Below are 18,998 nucleotides of genomic sequence, written 5' to 3'. Positions count from 1 at the left end.
TCTCGCTGGGTGGAGCGGGCCGCAGCTTGGTTCGGGGCCCGCTCCTCGCAGGGAGCATGGCACACCGATGTTCACCCGTACCGGCAACTGAACAGCCCTGCTGATCAATGGATCACACCGCGGTGTTCAGTTCTCAGCACATGTTGACACCCTGCCCGGGTCGCGAGTTTCTTGTGCGTTACGTCACAGCGAGTCGACCGGCAGCTGCACGGTCCCGGATCAAGGAGTGGAACATGAGAAGACTGGCCAGTGGTGCTCTCACCGGCATCCTCGCCTTGGGCGCTCTCACCGCATGCGCCGAGGAACCGGAGTCCGGGACCTCCGAGGGGGGCGGCAAGTCGGGCAAGGTCGCGTTCCTCATGCCCGACCTCGCCTCGCCCCGCTACGAGCAGTTCGACGCTCCGCTCTTCAAGAAGCGTATGGCCAAGCTGTGCTCGGACTGCGGAGTGATCTACCAGAACGCCGACAGCGACGCGTCGCTCCAGCAGCAGCAGGCGAACTCCGCGATCGCCCAGGGCGCCAAGGTGATCGTGCTCGACCCGGTGGACTCGGCCGCGGCGGCCACCATCGTGCAGACGGCGCAGTCCCAGGGCGTCAAGGTGATCGCGTACGACCGTCCCATACCCAAGAAGCCCGCGGACTTCTACGTGTCGTTCGACAACGAGGCGATCGGCGAGTCCATCGCCCAGTCGCTTGTCGACCACCTGAAGGAGACCAAGGCCAAGGGCGGTGTGCTCCTTGTCAACGGGTCTCCCACCGACGCCGCCGCCGGGTTGATCAAGAAGGGCATCCACAACGCCGTCGACGACAGCGGATACGACCTGCTCGCCGAGTACGACACGCCGGACTGGTCGCCGGAGAAGGCCCAGCAGTGGGTGAGCGGGCAGATCGCCCAGTACCGCGGCAAGATCGCCGGTGTGGTGGCGGCCAACGACGGCACCGGCGGGGGAGCGATCGCGGCGTTCAAGGCCGCGGACGGGAAGGTCCCGCCGGTCACCGGCAACGACGCGGAACTGGCGGCGATCCAGCGCGTCATCGCGGGAGACCAGTACAACACCATCTCCAAGCCGATCAGGATCGTCGCCAAGGCGGCGGCGGACGCCGCCTACAAGCTGATGCAGGGCGAGAAGCCGAAGGCGGAGACCGAGCTGTTCGACACCCCGTCACAGCTGTTCAAGCCGACCGTGGTGACACAGAAGAACATCAAGAAGGTCGTCTTCGGTCCCGACGCGGTGTTCAAGACCGAGGACGTGTGCACCAAGAAGTACGCCGCCGACTGCCAACGCCTGGGCATCAAGTAGCGATCCGAAGTCTCTGAGGGAAGTCCGAGGGAAGAGGGCATGATGAAAGGCACCGCGGTTACCGGTGCGGGCACGGACACCGTGTTGTCGCTGAGGGGAATCTGCAAGCGCTTCGGCGCGGTCGCCGCGCTGACCGATATCGAACTCGACGTCGCGGCCGGTGAGGTGGTGGCCATCGTCGGGGACAACGGCGCAGGCAAGTCCACGCTGGTGAAGGTCCTGTCGGGGGTGTACGCGCCCGACGCGGGAAAGATCTTCCTGCACGGCGAGGAGGAGTCTCTCGGCTCACCGGCCCTCGCCCACGCGAGGGGCATCGCCACGGTTTTCCAGGACCTCGCCCTGTGCGAGAACCTCGACGTCAAGGCCAATCTCTTCCTGGGTCAGGAGATCCGGCCCTGGCTGCTGGACGACGTCGCCATGGAAAAACGTTCCTGGGAGCTGCTGCGGCAGCTGTCGGCGAAGATCCCCTCCCTCAGCGTGCCGGTGGCTGCCCTCTCGGGCGGCCAGCGGCAGACGGTCGCGATCGCACGCTCGCTGCTGAGCAACCCGAAGATCATCCTGCTCGACGAGCCGACGGCCGCCTTGGGCGTCGCACAGACGGCCGAGGTCCTCAACCTCGTCGAGCGGCTCAAGCAGAACGGGCTCGGCGTCGTCATGATCAGCCACAACATGGAGGACGTCCGGGCCGTCGCCGACCGCGTCGCCGTGCTGAGGCTGGGCCGCAACAACGGCGTGTACGACGTCGAGGACGTCTCCTCCGAAGAGATCATCGCCGCGATCACCGGTGCTACCGACAACGCGGTCTCGCGGCGAGCCGCCCGCCGGGTCACCTCCCCGCAGGAAGAGAGGGAAGAGCTGTGACACCGCCCGACACCTCGGTGGCCAGAGTCACCGAACTGCAGGACGAGCGTCTCGTGACGCCGCAGGGCATCACCGACAGTATCCGGGCCTCGGTCCGCCGCGTCCGCGACGGAGACCTGGGCATGCTGCCCGTCGTCGGCGGCATCGTGGTGATCTGGACGATCTTCCAGTCGCTGAATCAGACCTTCCTCTCCAGCACCAACCTGGTGAACCTCACGTTCGACATGGTCCCCGTCGGGGTCCTCGCACTGGGGGTCGTCTGCGCCCTGCTGGTCGGCCAGATCGACCTCTCCGTGGGATCGGTGAGCGGCGTGTCGGCCGCGATCACGGCCGTCATCATGGTCAAGCACGAGCAGTCGATGTGGCTTGCCGTTCTCGCGGCCGTGGCCGCCGGCTGCCTGATCGGATGGCTCTACGGCCAGATACTCAACCGCGTCGGCGTACCCAGCTTCGTGGTCACCCTGGGAGGGCTGCTGGCCTTCCTGGGCGTGCAGCTGTGGCTGCTCCGCGGCCAGAACGCGATCAACCTGCCCTACGACTCCACCCTGGTGAAATTCGCACAGCTGTGGTTCGTCCCCGCCTGGATGGCCTACACGCTGGCGGTGGCGGCCGCGGGCGGATTCCTGGCCAACGGATGGGTACGGGCCCGCACCCGCCGTGACGCCGGACTGTCGTCCTCATCGCTGCAGTGGCTGCTCATGCAGGCGCTCCTGCTGCTGACCGGGCTGCTGCTCGCGGTCTTCTACCTCAACCGCACCCGCGGCGTCGCCTGGATGTTCGTGTTCTTCGTCGCGCTGGTGCTGGTGATGAACTACGTGCTCACCCGCACCAAGTTCGGACGCTCGCTCTACGCGGTCGGCGGCAACGCCGAGGCGTCCCGCAGGGCCGGCATCAACGTGCGGGGCGTGTACACCTCGGCATTCGTCATGTGTTCCGCACTGGCCGCGCTCGGCGGGATCCTGGCCGCGTCGCGGCTGGCCGCGGCGAACCAGAGCACCGGTACCGGAGACGTCAACCTCAACGCCATCGCCGCGGCGGTGATCGGCGGGACCAGCCTGTTCGGCGGCCGCGGTTCGGCCTTCGCCGCCCTCCTCGGGGTCCTGGTCATCCAGTCGATCTCCAGCGGGCTCACCCTGCTGAACCTCGACTCCTCCTACCGGTTCATGATCACCGGCGCGGTGCTGCTCATCGCGGTCGGCCTGGACTCCGTCGCCCGGCGCTCGCGCCAGGCACACGGGCGGGGGTGAGCCATATGACTGCGATCGCCATCGACGCGGGCACCACCACCATCAAGGTGGTCGGATACGGCGACGACGGACAGGAGCTGGCGGTGAGCCGTCGGCCGACCGAAGTGCGGCGGCCTCATCCCGGATGGGCCGAGCAGGACATGACCGAAGTCTGGGCCGCCGTCGCCGAAGCCGTCCGGGAAGTCGTCGCCGTGCTCCCCGAGGCACCCGGCATGGTCGCCGTCACCGCACAGGGCGACGGCGCCTGGCTGGTCGACGGCCAGGGCCGTCCCACCGGGCCCGCCGTGCTGTGGAACGACGGACGAGCCACGGCACAGATCGCCGCGTGGGAGCGCGACGGGGTGGCCCAGGAGGCGTTCCGGATCTGCGGATCGCGCGTGTCCACCGGGATGCCCAACGCCGTGCTGGCCTGGCTGCGCGAGCACGACCCCGACCGGGTGGCCCGCTCGAGTCACCTGCTGACCTGCGGTGGCTGGGTCCACCTGAAGCTCACGGGTGAGCCCGCCGTCGACGAGTCGGACGCCTCAGCGCCTTTCATGGACATCAGACGGCGCGACTGGTCCGACCGGCTGTTCGAGCTCTACGGCCTGGAAGGGGCACGGCGGCTGCTGCCCGAGCTGCGCGACGACGATCACCGAGTCACCACGATCAGCGCCTCGGCAGCCGCCGAGACCGGCCTGCCCGCAGGCACCCAGGTGGTGCTCGCGCCGTACGACATCTGCGCCACCGCCATCGGCGCCGGCGCGGTGACCGTCGGCCAGGCATGCTGCATCCTCGGCACCACCCTGGCCACGGAGGTCATCACGGACACGGTGGTCACCGACGAGCCGGTCGGCATCACCGTGACGCTCGGAGTCCCGGACCGCTACCTTCGGGCCTTCCCCACCATGAGCGGCGGCGACGTCCTGGACTGGGGGACACGCATGCTCGGGCTGACCTCTGTCACCGATCTGATGAGTCTCGCGGCACAGGGCAGCCGGAACACGGCCGGAGTGCGGTTCATCCCGTACCTCTCACCCGCAGGGGAGCGGGCCCCGTTCTTCGATCCCACCGCACGTGGCTCCCTCTCCGGCCTCTCCCTCGAAGCCGGCCGCGAGGACATGGCCCGTGCCCTGGTGGAGGGTGTCACCATGACCATCCGCGACTGCCTGACCGCGGCCCCGGGCTCACCCGAAAGCCTGGCGCTCTGCGGCGGCGGCACCAGAAGCGACTTCTGGATGCGGCTCATCGCCGATGTGACCGGCCTTCCCGTGACGATCCCCGCAGGCGCGGAGGTCGGGGCCCGCGGCGCCTGGTTGACCGGCCTGGTCGCCACCGGCCGTGAGCCAAACTTCAGGACCGCCGCCGCGCGGCACGTCGAGACTGCCGCCACGTACCAGCCCGACCCAGAGGAGTTCGCGGCCTTCAGCGAGCGGTACGCCGACTTCTTGCACCTGCGGGAGCTGAACCAGCCGCTGTGGACAGGCGGCAGTGGACAGCCCCGTTCGACCGGTGGAGCCGGCGCATGACCGTCACCGGATCGGATGCCTGGCTGGGGATCGACCTGGGCACCCAGGGCGTGCGCGTGGTCGTCGCCGCGGCCGACGGCGGTCTGCTGGGCGAGGGATCGTCCCCGCTGACCAGCTACCGCGAGGGGGAGCGCCATGAGCAGGACCCCGAGCAGTGGTGGCGCGCCGTCTGCACCGCGATCGGCCAGGCACGCGCCGCCGGTGCCGACCTCAGCCGGGTCAAGGGCGTGGCCGTGGACGCGACCTCCGGCACCCTCACCATGCTGGACCGCCAGGGCCGCTGCGCCACACCAGGGCTGATGTACGACGACGGACGCGCCGCGGCGGAGACGGAAGAGGTGAACGCCGCCGGGGAGCAGCAGTGGGCACAGGCCGGCTACCAGCGGATGCAGCGCTCCTGGGCCCTGCCCAAGCTCCGCTGGCTGCTCCACCGGTTTCCTCACGCAGCCGAGGACGGCTGGCGGCTGGCGCACCAGAGCGATGTCGTCAACCGCAGACTCGCAGGGCACGAGGTACCCACCGACACCAGCAACGCCCTCAAGACCGGCGCCGACGCCGCACAGGTGAGCTGGCCCGAGCGCGTACTCGCCGCCCTGCAGATCCCCCGCGCGCTGCTGCCCGACCTGGTACTGCCCGGCACGGTCATCGGTGAGGTCTGTGCCGAGGCGGCTGCCGAGGCCGGGCTCACCGAAGGCACCACCCTCGTCGCCGGGATGACCGACGGCTGCGCGGCCCAACTGGGCTCCGGGGCGACCGCCGTCGGAAGCTGGAACTCGGTGATGGGCACCACCCTGGTACTCAAAGGCGTCACCGAAGAGCTCATCCACGATCCGCACGGGGTCGTCTACTCCCACCGGTCACCCACCGGCCACTGGCTGCCCGGGGGAGCCTCCAGCGTCGGAGCCGGCCTGGTCGCACGGGAGTTCGCGGACCACGACCTGGAGGGGCTCACCCGCGAGGCCGCGGGACTGCTGCCCACCGGCCTGTTGCGCTATCCACTGGTCTCCACGGGCGAACGGTTCCCCTTCGTCGCCCCGGAGGCCCGCGCCTTCGGCAGCCGTGAACCAGCCACCCGGGCCGAGTCCTTCGCCGCGCTGATGCAGGGCGCCGCATACATCGAACGGCTCTGCTTCGACTACGTGGACCAGCTCGGCGCCCCGACCGACGGACCGGTCATCCTCACCGGCGGGGCCACCCGCAACCACCTGTGGAACCAGTTGCGCGCCGATGTGCTGCAACGCCCGGTGACCCTGCCGCGCAACGCGCAGCCGGCGCTCGGCATGGCGGTGCTGGCCGCATCGAGCCGTGACCCTCTGGACAGCGTCGCCACCGCGATGGTGCGACTCGACCGGACCCTCGAGCCACGCCGTTCGGAGCAACGCCCTCACGAGGAGGGCTACCTCCGGCTGCTCGATCTGCTTGTCCAACGCGGCTGGCTCCCCGGTGTCGTCGCGGCCCACGCACGAGAGAGGACGGCACTATGAGCCTCCATGTCATCTTCGCCCGGCACGGGGAGACCGTGTGGCACGCCGAGAACCGGTATGCCGGCAGCACCGACATCGCGCTCACCCAGCGCGGCTACGCACAGGCGGGCGCGCTCGCGGACTGGGCCGAGCAAGCGGACCTGACCGCCATCTGGGCCTCCCCACTGGCGCGTTCCCAGGAGACAGCCCACGACAGCGCGGTGCGCACCGGACTGCCGGTGCGCGTGGATCCACGACTGCGCGAGCTGGACTTCGGCATCGCCGAGGGCCTCACGCGCGCCGAGATGCAGCAGCGGTTCCCCGACCAGCTTGCGGCCTTCCAGACCGACCCGGTGACACACCACCTCCCCAAGGGGGAGAACCCCCTCGAGGCCGGCGACCGCTACCGGGCGTTCCTCACCGACCTCCAGGCCGATCACAGCGAAGGCCGCGTCCTCGTCGTGGGCCACACCACGGCGATCCGGCTCGTGCTCTGCCGCATGCTGGGCCTGCCCTTGCGCGAGTACCGTCGGATCTTCCCGTTCCTGGTCAACTGCGCCCTGAACGAGCTCGTTCTGCGTGACGGAGTGCCGTCGCTGCTGACACTGAACCGCCCCGTGACCCCAGGAGCACTCAAGTGACCACCATCCTCGCCGCCGGTGACCACTTCGTCCTCAACTCCCTGCTCATCGACCGGCTCCGGTCCGCGGCACCTGCCGCGGTCTTCCGCGAGCTCACCCTGCCCTGGCCGGTCGAGCCCTTCGGGGAGGTGGCCGAGGTGCGGGAGGCGTCCGGCACCGAGGAGCAGCTCATCGAGGCCCTCAGCGGAGTGGAAATCTGCCTCACCCAGATGGCTCCGCTCACCGAACGGATTCTGAAAGCCAGCCCTGATCTGCGCCTGTTCTGCGTCAGCCGCGGCGGCCCCGTCAACGCCAACCTGGAGGCGGCCACCCGGCACGGCGTCGCGGTCTCGTTCGCCCCCGGGCGCAATGCCACCGCCACCGCCGAGCACACGGTCGCACTTCTGATGGCCGCGGCCCGGCGTGTCCCCGCCACTCACGGGGACCTCGCCGCCGGCACCTGGCGAGGTGACTACTACATGTTCGAGAAGGTCGGGCCGGAGCTCGAGGGCAGCACGGTCGGCATCGTGGGATATGGCGCCATCGGCTCCAGGGTCGCCCGGATCGTCCGTGGATTCGGGGCGAACGTGCTCGTCGCCGACCCCTTCGTCCGTGCGGAGGACGTGTCACCCGCCGAGGTCACCGACCTGGCTGACCTCATGCGGCGCTCCCAGTTCGTCACCGTCCATGCCCGTGCGACGCCGGAAACCGAGGGCTTGCTCTCCAGGCAGATGATCGACCTGATGCCCGCGGGCGGCGTGCTGGTCAACTGTGCCCGCGGGTCCCTCGTCGACTACGACGCCGTGTGCGACGCCCTGGATGCCGGGAAGCTCTTCGGCGCGGCCTTCGACGTCTTCCCCCGTGAGCCGATCCCCGCGGACTCACGCCTGCTGACGACCCCGCACCTCGTCATGACGCCACATCTGGCCGGCGCCAGCAAGCAGACCGCCCTCAACGCCGCCTCCATCGTGGCCTCGGACGCGGCCAGGTTCCTGGCCGGCCGGCCCCTCGCGCACTGCGCGAATCCAGAGGTTCTCGCACAGCCCCGCTGATCCGGTTGCGGATCCGGATGCGCCGCCCCGCCCGGGGTGGCGCATCCGGGCGCGTGGTCAGTCCTTACCCGCCGCGTGCCAGGTCATCCCCCAGCCGTACTCGATATCCACGGCCTGCTGTTTGAGGATGCCGGGGGGCAGCACGAGGAACTTCGCCTCCCGCCGGACGATCAGCTCCCCGCCCGCGTTCTCGATCAGTGCGATCGCAGCGACCGGTGCGGGAACGGTGCACTCACCCAGACGCATCTCGATCGGCGGACCGACAGGCGGATACAGCGTGGCGACCCCGTCCAGACCCGAGAAGCTGGACGCCCCGGAGTAGACGGCCACGAACACCAGGATGCGCTTGATCTCGGCCACGTGATCAAGATTGATCATGAGGTTCTCACCGGCCGTACTCGAGCCCGTCCGGTCGTCCTGGTCCAGCCGGATGTAGGGCGGCTGGTCGAACGCGCCGAACTGGTTTTCGATGGGGTGGACGATCCCCTTCGCTCCGTTCTGCAGCTCCCACAGGCAGGAGAGGTCCAGATCGACGTCCTCCAGCCGGACGGCGCCGTCCCCCTTCTTCATCCAGCCACGCGACGGCTTGGCAGCGCTCCAGGAGAGATTGACCCGCATGGCACCGGAGGTGGCGCCCTGCTTGGTCAGCGACACCGCGGGCGCTGCCTTCGTCAGTGTGATCTTCGACAGCTGCACCGGCTGCACCGGCTGCACCGGCTGCACCGGCTGCACCGGCTGCACCGGCTGGGCAGGTGCAGGCGGGGGCGAGGCGGGTTCGTCGACGGAGATGCCGAAGTCGGTGGCGAGCCCCTCCAGTCCGGAGGAGTACCCCTGGCCTACCGCCCGGAACTTCCATGCGTCGTTTCGCCGATAGAGCTCCCCGAGCACGAACGCCGTCTCCGTCGTGGCACCCGTGGCGTCGAACCGCGCCGTCTCGGCGCCGCTCTCCGCGTCCAGTACGCTACGATCCGCTGCCGCGCGTCCGGGGGAACTCTTCCGGCCCGACGCGGGAGTCTTCCTCGACACGCCGGTTACGGCCTCTCCGCCGGCCGGTCCTGGCAGGGGCCACGGAAGGTACGCCGGTAGGCGTTGGGCGTCGTGTCGAGCCGCCGGAGAAAGTGGTGCCGCAGTGTCGCGGCGTTGCCGAATCCCGCTCGGGCCGCGATGGCGTCCACCGTCAAGGCCGTCTCCTCCAGCAGGTGCTGGGACCGCAGCAGCCGCTGTCCCAGCATCCACTGGTAGGGCGTGGTGGCGGTCACCTGCTGGAAGCGGCGGGCGAAGGTGCGCGGTGCCATATGCGCCCGTGCCGCGAGCTGTTCGACGGTTACCTCCTCGTCCAGATGTTCAACCATCCAGTGCAGTGAGGCGGTGATCGCGTCGCCGTCCCGCTCCTGCGGCAGCGGATGCTCGATGTACTGGGCCTGCCCGCCCTCACGGTGCGGCGGTACGACCATCCGGCGCGCGATCGCGTTCGCGACCTTGCTGCCCTGCTCGCGCCGGACCAGATGCAGGCAGGCGTCGATCCCGGCCGCAGTACCGGCCGAAGTGATCACCGAGGCGTCGTCCACATAGAGCACCTCCGGCTCGATCCGCGCCGCCGGAAAGCGCTGGGCCAACTGCTGTGTGTACCGCCAGTGGGTGGTGCACCGCCGCCCGTCCAGCAGCCCCGCCGCGCCCAGTACGAACGCCCCCGAGCAGACACTGAGCACCCACGCCCCACGCTTCACCGCGGCACGCAGCGCCTCCAGCAGCTCGGGTGGGAACTTTCGGTCGACGTATCCCTCCCCTGCCGGGATCGCGATCAGATCCGCCTCCGCGAGCCGGTCCAGGCCGTGCGGGGTACCGATGGTGAAGCCCGGATTGGCCCGGATAGGGGTGGGTTCGGCGGCGACCAGGGCGAAGTCGTAGACCGGGAGACCCTGATCCCCGCGGTTCAGCCCGAAGACCTCGGAGATTACTCCGAATTCGAAGGCGTTGACTCCGTGGGTGAGTGCGACTGCCACGTTCGTCAGCATGACAGCAGTATGGCAGTAATTCGACGAATGCCGACAGTCCTGCCACTGCTGTCGAGCGTCGAGGGCAGCCAGGATCGAGGCATGAACAACACACTCGACACCATCGGCCAGAACGCCATCGCCATCGCCGTGCTGGCTGTCGCACTCCTCCCCGCGATCGTCGGCGCCGTCCGTGACCGTCGTATCGATATCCAGCTACGGGACGCGGAGGAGGGCCGCGACCGCCGCACGGGCGTCCTGGTCATCTTCGATCTCGCCTACGGCCCGCACGAGGAGCGGGTGTTCCGGGCGAACGCGGGCCGCCACCGGTCGTAGCACGCCAGGAGGTGTGAGCCGGGCAGGGTCATGACCGGGGCGCGGCAGCAGGCCCCAGCGGCTGATCGCCTACCGGGTTCCCTCCGGTGCCGGAGGGAACCCGGTAGCGGTCACTGGCCCACCCTGCCGTCGACGCACTCGCGCAGCAGGTCGGCGTGACCGCAGTGGCGGGCGTACTCGTCGATCCTGTGCACCATCAGCTCCCGGATGGCGACCCCGTCCTTCCCCACGCGCTCGCCCAGATCCGGGTGCTCGGCCAGCGCGGCGTCGGTCGCGGCCTGTTCCCGCGCCAGATCGGAGTACGCGGCGTCGACCTCGCCCTGCTCGGCGACCGCTCGGTGGAAGTCCGAGTCACGCTCGCCGTACAGCTTCGGCAGCGGGTCACCGTCGCTGAGCCAGTTGCGCCAGTCCCGTTCCACCTCGACGAGGTGCCGGAGCAGGCCGAGCAGCGACATCGTCGACGGCGGAACCGACCGGCGGGCCAGTTGCTCCGCATCCAGGCCCTCGCACTTCATCAGCAGGGTCATGCGGTAGCCCGCCAGGAAGTCCTGCACCGTCGCAAGCTCGCCGTCCGGACTGTTTCCTTCGCTGTTGCGGGGGTCGTCGTCCGGGTCGGCCCACATGTCGGGGTAGACGGTTGCCTGGGTCCATCGTGCTTGTTGATCACTCACGCGCTCCATGTTCGTCTGCGAGGGCCCAGCGCGCCAGTGCCCGGCGCAGCTGATTCCGAGCCGTGCAATCCAGCGAATGGCTGGGCCGGGAATGTAACTTTCGGTGTGCTGGTAATAGCTGGTCGTGACTCCTGCGTGGCTGGTGCGCGTGGAGAGGTGATCGGCATGGCGAATACCCCCCGATGAGCAGAAAGGTCGTGAGCGATTCCATATCTGTCCATCACGGCGTTTAAACTTGTGACTCAAATCACGTCTCACGCTGCAAATGATCATGCATCCGCATATCCCCATCGCGGTATGCCTGTGACACGATGCCACCGTATCGGCCTCGAGACTCGAGCAGTACAGCGCACGGCTTCTTGACAGTTTTGGCTAGTCTTAGTTCGGGGAGACAAGAATGCCAACCGTGATTGTTATCGGGTATCGGGAAGACCTTCACCAGGCGCTACAGCGCAGAGGTTTGAATCCTTATTACATTGTGCAGACTCCGATGAGCCCGCCAGCGGGGCGGAGTTTCACCCGGGTTACCGACATGGAGAACGCCCAGGAGATACTGCGGGCAGTTCTCTCCGCGCGCATCGCCGAAGTGACAGGAGTGCTCAGCGTCCATGAAATGGGCGTTTTCGGGGCAACTTATTTGCGGCAGCAGCTGAACCTTCCCGGAAATTCAGACTCAAAAACAGCTCTTTACTTCCGGGATAAATACCTTCAGAAGAGCAGCCTGCCGGCTCACGTCAAGCGCGCGCGCTGCCGATACGTATCACCGGATACTTCATTCAAGGAACTGGCCGAAGACCTGGGGGATGCCTTCGTTCTCAAGCCGGCGACCGGAGCCGGCGCTCTGCGGACGAGCATCGTTCGTTCCCCTGACGACCACGCACGGGCCTTGCGGTTGTTTCCCGGCCAGTCAGACGTCGAGATCGTCGCCGAGTCCTTCATCGACGCCTCGGAAGTTTACCTGGACGGCGTCTGGAAGAACGGTGGTCTTCGATGGTCGTCGCTGAGTCGCAATCACATCTCACCGCTCAGCGCTGTGCAGGGCGGTGTGCTGGCGGCGCATGTCCTGGACAGAAGGCGTCTTCCCACGCTGTTCCACCAAGCGGAGACGCTTGCCAGGCAAGCGCTCACCAGTCTGCGCGCACCTGATTGCGTATTCCATCTGGAAGCGTTTGCGGAAGACACCGGCCTGACTTTCGGCGAGTGTGCCATCCGTCTCCCCGGTGCACTTTCCCCGCAGGTGAACAAACTGACGTTCGGCGTCGACCTCTTCGACGTCGAGATAAGTTTCGCACTGGGCGAAGAGCCGACATGCTCTCTGGACAGCAGCATCCCGGACCGCTTCTACGGATACCTCCTGCTGCGTCACTCCAGCAGCGGCACGCTGACCCAGAAGGATTTCGAACGCAATTTCTCATTCGACGAGATCGAATACGCACCCGATGCGCCGATCGGGCCGTACGGCCGCGTGGGACATGCCGTCGTATCCGATCCGGACGAGCTGCAGCTCCAGCAGACGATCGAAGAAATCGCGCGATTCAACGAGTTCGGCTGAGGGCCTGCTGGACGACACGGACCGCACAGGCCAGGCCGAGCACCGGGACGCTCCGCGACGCCAACCCGGTTGTATTCATCGGTGACTGCCCCACGATCTCCCCCCACCCTGCATCTGCTCGCCCTCATGGAGGTCTTCGCCACTATGCCGGATAAACTTCCTGCTTCGACGCTCCCGCAGTTGCTCGAGAGTGCGGCCCATGACACCTCTCGAGGAATCACATTCGTCGGCGGCTCTTTCCTCTCCTACGCGGAGCTGCGGGAATGTGCCGTCGAAGTTTCACACGGGCTGCGCGGCCATGGCGCCGCCCCGGGCGACCGGGTGCTGATTGCCGCCCATGACCCCGAGAGTTTCCTCCATTCCTTCTGGGGGTGCGTGCTGGGGGGCTTCGTGCCGTGCCCGGTCGCACCGCCGGCGGACCCGTCCCGCTGGCGTGCGCAGCTGGAGCACCTGCGCACGCTCCTGGGCGACCCGTTGATGGTCGCTTCCAAGGCGGCCCACGGAGCCCTGCCCGAGACCGGGTTGCGGACGGTGACAGTGGAGGAGCTGAGGCATGCTGTGCCCGGGGACGAGCAGCACCATACGCCCGCTCCCGGCGATCTCGCGTTGCTGATGGTGACCTCCGGGTCCACCGGAATGAGCAAGGCGGTCAGGCTCACCCACGCCAACCTGCTGGCGGCACAGGCCGGGAAGGCGGGGGCGCTGGAACTGGGCCCCGACGACACCTCGATGAACTGGATCTCGGGCGATCACATAGCGGCGATCGAGGCACACCTGCTGCCGATGTTCAACGGGGCCGACCAGGTGGTGGTCGCTCCGGCGAGAGTACTGGCGGATCCGGTGGAGTTTCTCCGGCTGGTCGCCGCTCACCGGGTGAGAGTGACCTTCACGCCCAACTTCCTGTTCGGGCAGATCAATCAGGCACTCGCACAGCGTCCTGCCTCACTGCAGGAGGTTGACCTCTCAGGCGTGCGGTACATCATCTCCGGTGGTGAGGCCACCGTGACCGCCACCGTACGGACCTTCGTGGACGCTCTGTCTCCCTACGGGCTGCGCCAAGACGTGATCGTGCCCGCGTTCGGAATGACCGAGACGTGCGCGGGCAGCGTGTTCAACCGCGAACTCGCCACCCGTGACCTGGAGACGGAGTTCCCTCCGCTGGGCCGCCCGGTGCGGGGCCTGCGCATGCGTATCACCGACGGCGACGGCACGGTACTGGCTTCCACCGACCGGCCCGGGACCGCAGAACCGGGCGAGGTGGAGCTGCACGGCCCGATGGTGACCGACGGGTACTTCGGTAATGACGAGGCGACCGCTCAGGCGTTCACTCCCGACGGCTGGTTCCGCACCGGCGATCTGGGGCGCCTCGACTCCGAGGGGCGGCTGACGCTGGTCGGCCGGGCCAAGGACTCCATCATCGTCAACGGCGTCAACTACTACAGCCATGACCTGGAAGCGGTCCTGGACGAGCTCGACGAGGTGCAGCGCGGGCAGGTCGCGGCCTTCCCGATCCGGCCGGACGGGGCCGATTCCGAACAGCCCGCCGTCGCGTTCGTCCCGGCGTGCGACCTCACCGACGACACCGCGGTGTACCAGGCGATCGTGGCGATCCGCAGCTCCACAGTCATGCACTGGGGCTTCCGCCCGCAGCTGATTCTTCCCCTCACCGAGGCGGAGATCCCCCGCGGCAACCTCGGCAAGATCCAACGGTCCCGGCTGCGCACGGCAGTCGAGGCGGGGAGCCTGGACGAGGCGGCCCGCCGCACGGACGAGGTGAGCACCCGGTTCCTCGGCGACTACGTGGCACCTGAGGGGGACGCAGAGACCGCGCTGGCCGGCGTTTACGCCCGCGTGCTGAACACCCAAGTGGTGCCGGCGACTGCCAGCTTCTTCGATCTGGGCGGAACCTCGCTGGACGTGCTGCGGCTCAAGCTGGAGATCCAGGCCGAGTTCGGCATCGAAGAGGTGCCGATGTCCCTGCTCCTGCAGGCCCCGACCGTCCGGGCACTGGCCGGTCGCCTGACCGCCGTGCAGGGCGGCGCTGGTGGCGACGCCGCCTACGATCCGCTGGTGCCCCTACAGGTAACCGGAGACGGGACGCCGCTGTTCTGCGTGCATCCCGGCCTCGGAGAGGTACTGGTGTTCGTCAATCTCGCCAAGTACTTCACCGGTGAGCGGCCGTTCTACGCGTTGCGGGCCCGCGGGTTCGGGCAGGCCGAGACCCACTTCGGGTCGTTCGCCGAAATGGTCTCCACCTACGTAGCGGCGATCCGGCGGGCGCAGCCCAGCGGCCCCTACGCGGTTGCGGGGTACTCCTACGGAGGGGCGGTCGCCTTCGAGATCGCCAAGGTACTGGAGGCCGAGGGCGACACGGTCAAGTTCGTCGGGGTCTTCAACCTGCCGCCGCACATCTCCGGCCGCATGAACGAGATCACCTTCACCGACGGCGCGATCAACCTTGCGCTGTTCCTCGAGTTGATCGACGCCGCCGACATCGAGGAGCTGAACACCACCCTCCGCCACCTGCCGGAAACCGATCAGCTGGCCCGCCTGGTCGACCAGGCGCCGAAGCGCCGCCTGACCGAACTGGACCTCACCGTGGAGCGGTTCGGCCACTGGGTGCACCTGGCGCAGAACATGGTGCACATCGGCCGCACCTACGCACCGTCAGGATCGGTCGGGGAGGTCCGGGTCTTCTACTGCACTCCGCTGCGCGGCACCAAACAGGAGTGGCTGGACGAACAGCTGCGCCACTGGGACGAGTTCACCCGGCGCCCCACCACCTTTGTCGAGGTCGACGGGGAGCACTACACCCTGATGAGTCCGCAGCATGTGCGGACCTTCCAGGCGACACTCCGGCGCGAACTGGCCCGTGCGCTCGGCTGAGGACCGGCGCAGATCGGTTGAGGACCGGCAGAGGCAACCGCCGACAGGACCAGGAGCCGCTGAACATGCAAGGCAGGAAGATTCTCATCACCGGCGGGACCGGGCAGGTCGCGAGGCCCGTCGCCGAAGCGCTCGCTCCGCACAACGAGGTGTGGTGCCTGGGCCGGTTCCATGACGCGACCGCCCGCCGCGCTCTCGAGGAACGCGGCGCCCGCACCGTCACCTGGGACATGGCCACCGACGAACTGGACAGCCTGCCCAGGGACTTCACCCATGTGCTGCACTCGGCGGTGCAGCGGGGCGACGGCCACGACTTCGAGGAGGTCGCACGTGTCAACGCGGTCGGCACCGCCCGGTTGATGACGCACTGCTCCACCGCCGAGTCGTTCTTGTACGTCTCCTCCGGGGTGGTCTACCACCGCGCCGACCGGACACATCAGTACCGGGTGGGCGATCCTCTGGGTGGGGAGGTGCCGTGGCTGCCGACCTACCCCATCGCCAAGCTCTCCGCCGAAGGCGTGGTGCGGGGACTGGCCGAAGCACTCGCGTTGCCCGCGGTGATCGCCCGGCTCAACATCGCCTACGGCCCGTACGGCCACGGTGGTGTGCCCATGATCCTGTTCGAGCAGATGCGCAGGGGCCAGCCCTGTGCCGTGCCCCGCGAGGGGCAGAACTACTGCAACCTGCTGCACACCGATGACGTCGTCCGCCAGGTGCCGCTGCTGTGGGACGCGGCGCGCGTACCCGCACGGGTGGTGAACTGGGGCGGTGACGAGGAGGTGGGCATCACCGACCTGCTGGAACACATGTCCGCGCTCACCGGAGTACCGGTCCGACTGGACCGCAACGACTACAGCCGGGAGACAGCGGTCTTCGACCACGAAGCCCGCCGCAGCCTCATCGGCGACTGCTCGGTCGGCTGGAAGGCCGGTATCGCCCGCACCCTGGCCGAGTTGTTCGAGGAGTACCGCGACCGCATCGAGGAAGGCCGGAATGCGTAGGTCCACAGATATCGACGCCCTTCAGCACGTGCTGTGCGCCGCCCTCGGTTCCCCCGCGCCGGTGTGCTCTCCAGCTCAACTGGAGACGGCTGCCGAGGAGTTCGCCGCACTGGAGCCCGCAGCACTCAAGCGCCCCACCCTGATGGGCGGGGCCCTGTACAGCCCGACCAGCCCCGCCCCGACCGGTCGCACCCTCGGTGCGCTGCTCCGCCGTGCGGAGGAACTGGACGTGCGTCAGGTCCTCGTGCCCCACGTGCGCCGCAGTGACGACACCCGTGCGCTGCGGGCAGCCGGCTTCGTCCCCTTCGCCGCAGACACCGAGTGCGTCCTCCGTCTGACCGGGGACGTGGACGACCTCCTGCGGAACCGCATGGGCACCGAGGAACTCGACGATCTCCGTCGCCGCCACCACGCGGCCGCCCAGGAAGTCACCTGGGAGCGGGTCCGCCTGAGCGAGCTGGACGGGGCGGACGGGGCGGACGGGGCGCGAGACGCCTTCGTGGAACTGCACCAGCGCCAGGCGGAGAGCGGCGGCGGCCGCCGCAATCCGTACACTGCCGAGGCCCTCGACGCGCTGGCACAGGGCGCGTTGGGGGAGCGCACCGAGATTCTCGTACGGCGCCGCAAGGACAGCGTGGTCCAGGCCGGCCTGGTGACCACGTCCCACAACGGCCGGGGGCTCTACTCCCTCACGCAGGCAATGGACCCCGACGACCCCGTCATGGACAACGGCCTCTGCGCGGTGACTCTTTACGGGCTCTGTCTCGACGCCCAGCGCTCCGGTCTCGACTGGCTCCACCTCGGCCGGGGAGACGTCCACCGCAAGCGCATCCTCGGAGCTGACCTGTTCGTGCCCCTCGACCACTGGCTGCGTGCCGAGGACCTCACGCCCCCGAAGGAGGGAGAAGAGGAGCCGGAGCTGTCGCGGTTCGCGGCTCCCCCCGTCACGACGGTGCCGGTCCCCGGCCCGGCCCGCTTTCGCCGTCGGCCGCGGTTCGACACGATCGACCTGTCGGGCAACACCAACCCGCTCCTGGGCGCCGAAGCCCAGTATCCCCACCTCGACACGACCGAACTCGCCAGGACGTACCTGACCACGCTCTCCAAGGTGCCCGGCCACGACGGCACCGGCGCGCTGAGTACGGAGCACCTGCTGTTCACCAGCGGGGCGGTCGACGGCGTCATGCTGCTTCTCGCCGCGCTGACCTCGCCCGGCGAGCGCGTCTGCGTCACGCCGCCCACCTTCGAGCTCTACGCCCACTTCGCCCGCCTGCTGCGGCTTCCCGTCGTCGACGTGCCGCTGCGCGGCGACGATCTCTTTGAACTCGACACCGAGCGGATCCTTGCCGCTGATCCGCGGGTGACCTTCCTGTGCGATCCGAACAACCCCGTCGGGACCAGGCTCGACCCGGCACAGGTGCATGCCCTCGTCGCGCGCTGCCGCGGGCTGGTGGTGATCGACGAAGCCTATGTCGAGTTCAGCGAGAACCCCTCGTACGCCGAGTTGGTCGGACAGCACGACAACCTCATCGTCCTGCGGACTCTCTCGAAGGCGTGGGGGCTCGCCGGTGCGCGCTGCGGAGCCGTGCTGGCCCAACCCGGCATCATCGACGCACTGCGGCGGGCGCAGGTGCCCTTCGGGTTCACCGACGCTTCGCAGCGGGCCGTACGCGATCGGCTGACCAACTCGCAACGGGCACTCGCCAGCATCCCGCTCATCCGTGCCGAGCGTGAGCGGATGGCCGCGGCACTCGCCGCTCATCCCGCCGTGGAGCGGGTGTTCCCCTCCGAGACCAACTTCCTGCTGGTGCGGCTGCACGAGCACGAGCACGTGATGGAACAGCTTCGCAGCGCGGGAATCATCGTCGCCGACACCGGGCATCTCGTACGCGGTACCTGCCGCATCACCGTCGGCGACCGGCATGCGGACGACACCCTGCTCGAAGCACTCTCTGCCGCCCTCTGAACCGGATCACGCAGCAGGCGCCGGTGTCGTCGACGACGACACCGGCGCGCGTGCGGCAGAGTCCGAAACCTTACGGGAGCTGAAGAGGCTCGTTCGCCCCGTCCTTCATCTCCACCGTCAAGAACGACAGAACGTCATCGCCGATATTCTTGATGTCATGCAGGTGATACTGCCCTTCGGAGAAACGGAAATGGCAGGTCTGCCCGCGAGCATAGGAAATCTCCCGAGTGGTGCCGTCGCTTGTGTGCTGGCGGACCCGGCCGTCCGTAAGGCATATCCAGAAATAGTCCAGCACATGCCGGTGAACAGAAATTCGCTCCCCGGGGGACAGGGTGGTCTCCCAGATACGCGACGAATCGGTCTCTTTCAGCAGAGACTGGCCCAGCACGCCCCTGTAGGCGTTGTCATCGCACTCCTTCCGCAGCTCAGGGCTCCAGTGGGCGTATCCTTCGGCGACGGTGGTGCCGATCAGAGGGAGATTGGGGGAAGAATCACTACCCATGAACCGGATCCTTTCGGTCTTAAGGCGGATTGCCTGCC

At 68.2% G+C, this 18,998-nt stretch carries 16 protein-coding genes; 12 read left to right on the top strand and 4 right to left on the bottom strand.

Going from position 1 to position 18,998, the window contains the following annotated elements; translation table 11 throughout:
- The first annotated feature begins 233 nt into the window (after positions 1–233).
- The 7 genes from LHJ74_RS16870 (at position 234) to LHJ74_RS16840 (ending at position 8,052) form a co-directional block, all read left to right on the top strand.
- Positions 234–1,301: an ABC transporter substrate-binding protein gene (locus tag LHJ74_RS16870; protein WP_260218861.1), complete on the top strand. Its 1,068-nt coding sequence runs from the start codon at positions 234–236 to the stop codon at positions 1,299–1,301.
- Between the two features lie 39 nt (positions 1,302–1,340).
- Complete coding sequence (locus LHJ74_RS16865) at positions 1,341–2,162, top strand: ATP-binding cassette domain-containing protein (RefSeq protein ID WP_260218860.1); 822 nt, start codon at positions 1,341–1,343, stop codon at positions 2,160–2,162.
- 122 nt (positions 2,163–2,284) lie between these two features.
- Positions 2,285–3,409 carry a sugar ABC transporter permease gene (locus LHJ74_RS16860; protein WP_260219037.1) on the top strand — a complete coding sequence of 375 codons (1,125 nt, stop codon included), beginning with the start codon at positions 2,285–2,287 and terminating at the stop codon, positions 3,407–3,409.
- Between the two features lie 5 nt (positions 3,410–3,414).
- Complete coding sequence (locus LHJ74_RS16855; protein WP_260218859.1) at positions 3,415–4,917, top strand: FGGY-family carbohydrate kinase; 1,503 nt, start codon at positions 3,415–3,417, stop codon at positions 4,915–4,917.
- Positions 4,914–6,401, top strand: a complete 1,488-nt coding sequence (locus tag LHJ74_RS16850) for an FGGY-family carbohydrate kinase (RefSeq protein ID WP_260218858.1) — start codon at positions 4,914–4,916, stop codon at positions 6,399–6,401. The genes LHJ74_RS16855 and LHJ74_RS16850 overlap by 4 nt, the downstream gene beginning before the upstream one ends.
- Positions 6,398–7,021: a histidine phosphatase family protein gene (locus LHJ74_RS16845; RefSeq protein ID WP_260218857.1), complete on the top strand. Its 624-nt coding sequence runs from the start codon at positions 6,398–6,400 to the stop codon at positions 7,019–7,021. Before LHJ74_RS16850 ends, LHJ74_RS16845 begins: the two co-directional genes overlap by 4 nt.
- Positions 7,018–8,052, top strand: coding sequence for a 2-hydroxyacid dehydrogenase (locus LHJ74_RS16840; RefSeq protein ID WP_260218856.1), 1,035 nt, complete (start codon positions 7,018–7,020; stop codon positions 8,050–8,052). The genes LHJ74_RS16845 and LHJ74_RS16840 overlap by 4 nt, the downstream gene beginning before the upstream one ends.
- Positions 8,053–8,109: 57 nt before the next feature.
- Here LHJ74_RS16840 and LHJ74_RS16835 read toward each other — a convergent pair whose 3' ends face one another.
- A complete protein-coding gene (locus LHJ74_RS16835; protein ID WP_260218855.1) occupies positions 8,110–9,078 on the bottom strand; it encodes a TerD family protein in 969 nt (322 codons plus the stop codon).
- Between the two features lie 5 nt (positions 9,079–9,083).
- On the bottom strand, positions 9,084–10,067 hold the full coding sequence (locus LHJ74_RS16830; protein ID WP_260218854.1) for a helix-turn-helix domain-containing protein: 984 nt from the start codon (positions 10,065–10,067) through the stop codon (positions 9,084–9,086).
- A gap of 81 nt (positions 10,068–10,148) precedes the next feature.
- Between LHJ74_RS16830 and LHJ74_RS16825 the strand changes: the two genes are divergently transcribed.
- Positions 10,149–10,382 carry a hypothetical protein gene (locus LHJ74_RS16825; protein WP_260218853.1) on the top strand — a complete coding sequence of 78 codons (234 nt, stop codon included), beginning with the start codon at positions 10,149–10,151 and terminating at the stop codon, positions 10,380–10,382.
- Between the two features lie 110 nt (positions 10,383–10,492).
- On the opposite strand, the gene LHJ74_RS16820 is transcribed toward LHJ74_RS16825, so the two are convergent.
- Positions 10,493–11,062 carry a DinB family protein gene (locus tag LHJ74_RS16820; RefSeq protein ID WP_260218852.1) on the bottom strand — a complete coding sequence of 190 codons (570 nt, stop codon included), beginning with the start codon at positions 11,060–11,062 and terminating at the stop codon, positions 10,493–10,495.
- Positions 11,063–11,450: 388 nt separating this feature from the next.
- Between LHJ74_RS16820 and LHJ74_RS16815 the strand changes: the two genes are divergently transcribed.
- The 4 genes from LHJ74_RS16815 to LHJ74_RS16800 all read left to right on the top strand — a co-directional run bounded on the left by LHJ74_RS16815 (position 11,451) and on the right by LHJ74_RS16800 (position 18,458).
- On the top strand, positions 11,451–12,605 hold the full coding sequence (locus tag LHJ74_RS16815; protein ID WP_260218851.1) for an ATP-grasp domain-containing protein: 1,155 nt from the start codon (positions 11,451–11,453) through the stop codon (positions 12,603–12,605).
- Positions 12,606–12,749: 144 nt separating this feature from the next.
- On the top strand, positions 12,750–15,491 hold the full coding sequence (locus LHJ74_RS16810; protein ID WP_260218850.1) for an alpha/beta fold hydrolase: 2,742 nt from the start codon (positions 12,750–12,752) through the stop codon (positions 15,489–15,491).
- Between the two features lie 65 nt (positions 15,492–15,556).
- Positions 15,557–16,492, top strand: coding sequence for an NAD-dependent epimerase/dehydratase family protein (locus LHJ74_RS16805; protein ID WP_260218849.1), 936 nt, complete (start codon positions 15,557–15,559; stop codon positions 16,490–16,492).
- Positions 16,485–18,458 (top strand): aminotransferase class I/II-fold pyridoxal phosphate-dependent enzyme, encoded by a 1,974-nt coding sequence (locus LHJ74_RS16800; protein ID WP_260218848.1) that lies wholly within the window; start codon positions 16,485–16,487, stop codon positions 18,456–18,458. Before LHJ74_RS16805 ends, LHJ74_RS16800 begins: the two co-directional genes overlap by 8 nt.
- A 70-nt stretch (positions 18,459–18,528) precedes the next feature.
- Here LHJ74_RS16800 and LHJ74_RS16795 read toward each other — a convergent pair whose 3' ends face one another.
- On the bottom strand, positions 18,529–18,960 hold the full coding sequence (locus LHJ74_RS16795; RefSeq protein ID WP_260218847.1) for a cupin domain-containing protein: 432 nt from the start codon (positions 18,958–18,960) through the stop codon (positions 18,529–18,531).
- Positions 18,961–18,998: the final 38 nt, after the last annotated feature.

The organism is Streptomyces gossypii (assembly GCF_025165795.1).
Classification (GTDB): Bacteria; Actinomycetota; Actinomycetes; order Streptomycetales; family Streptomycetaceae; genus Streptomyces; species Streptomyces gossypii.
The sequence above is the reverse complement of the archived record's forward strand: the minus strand, read 5'-3'. Positions and strand labels throughout refer to the sequence as shown.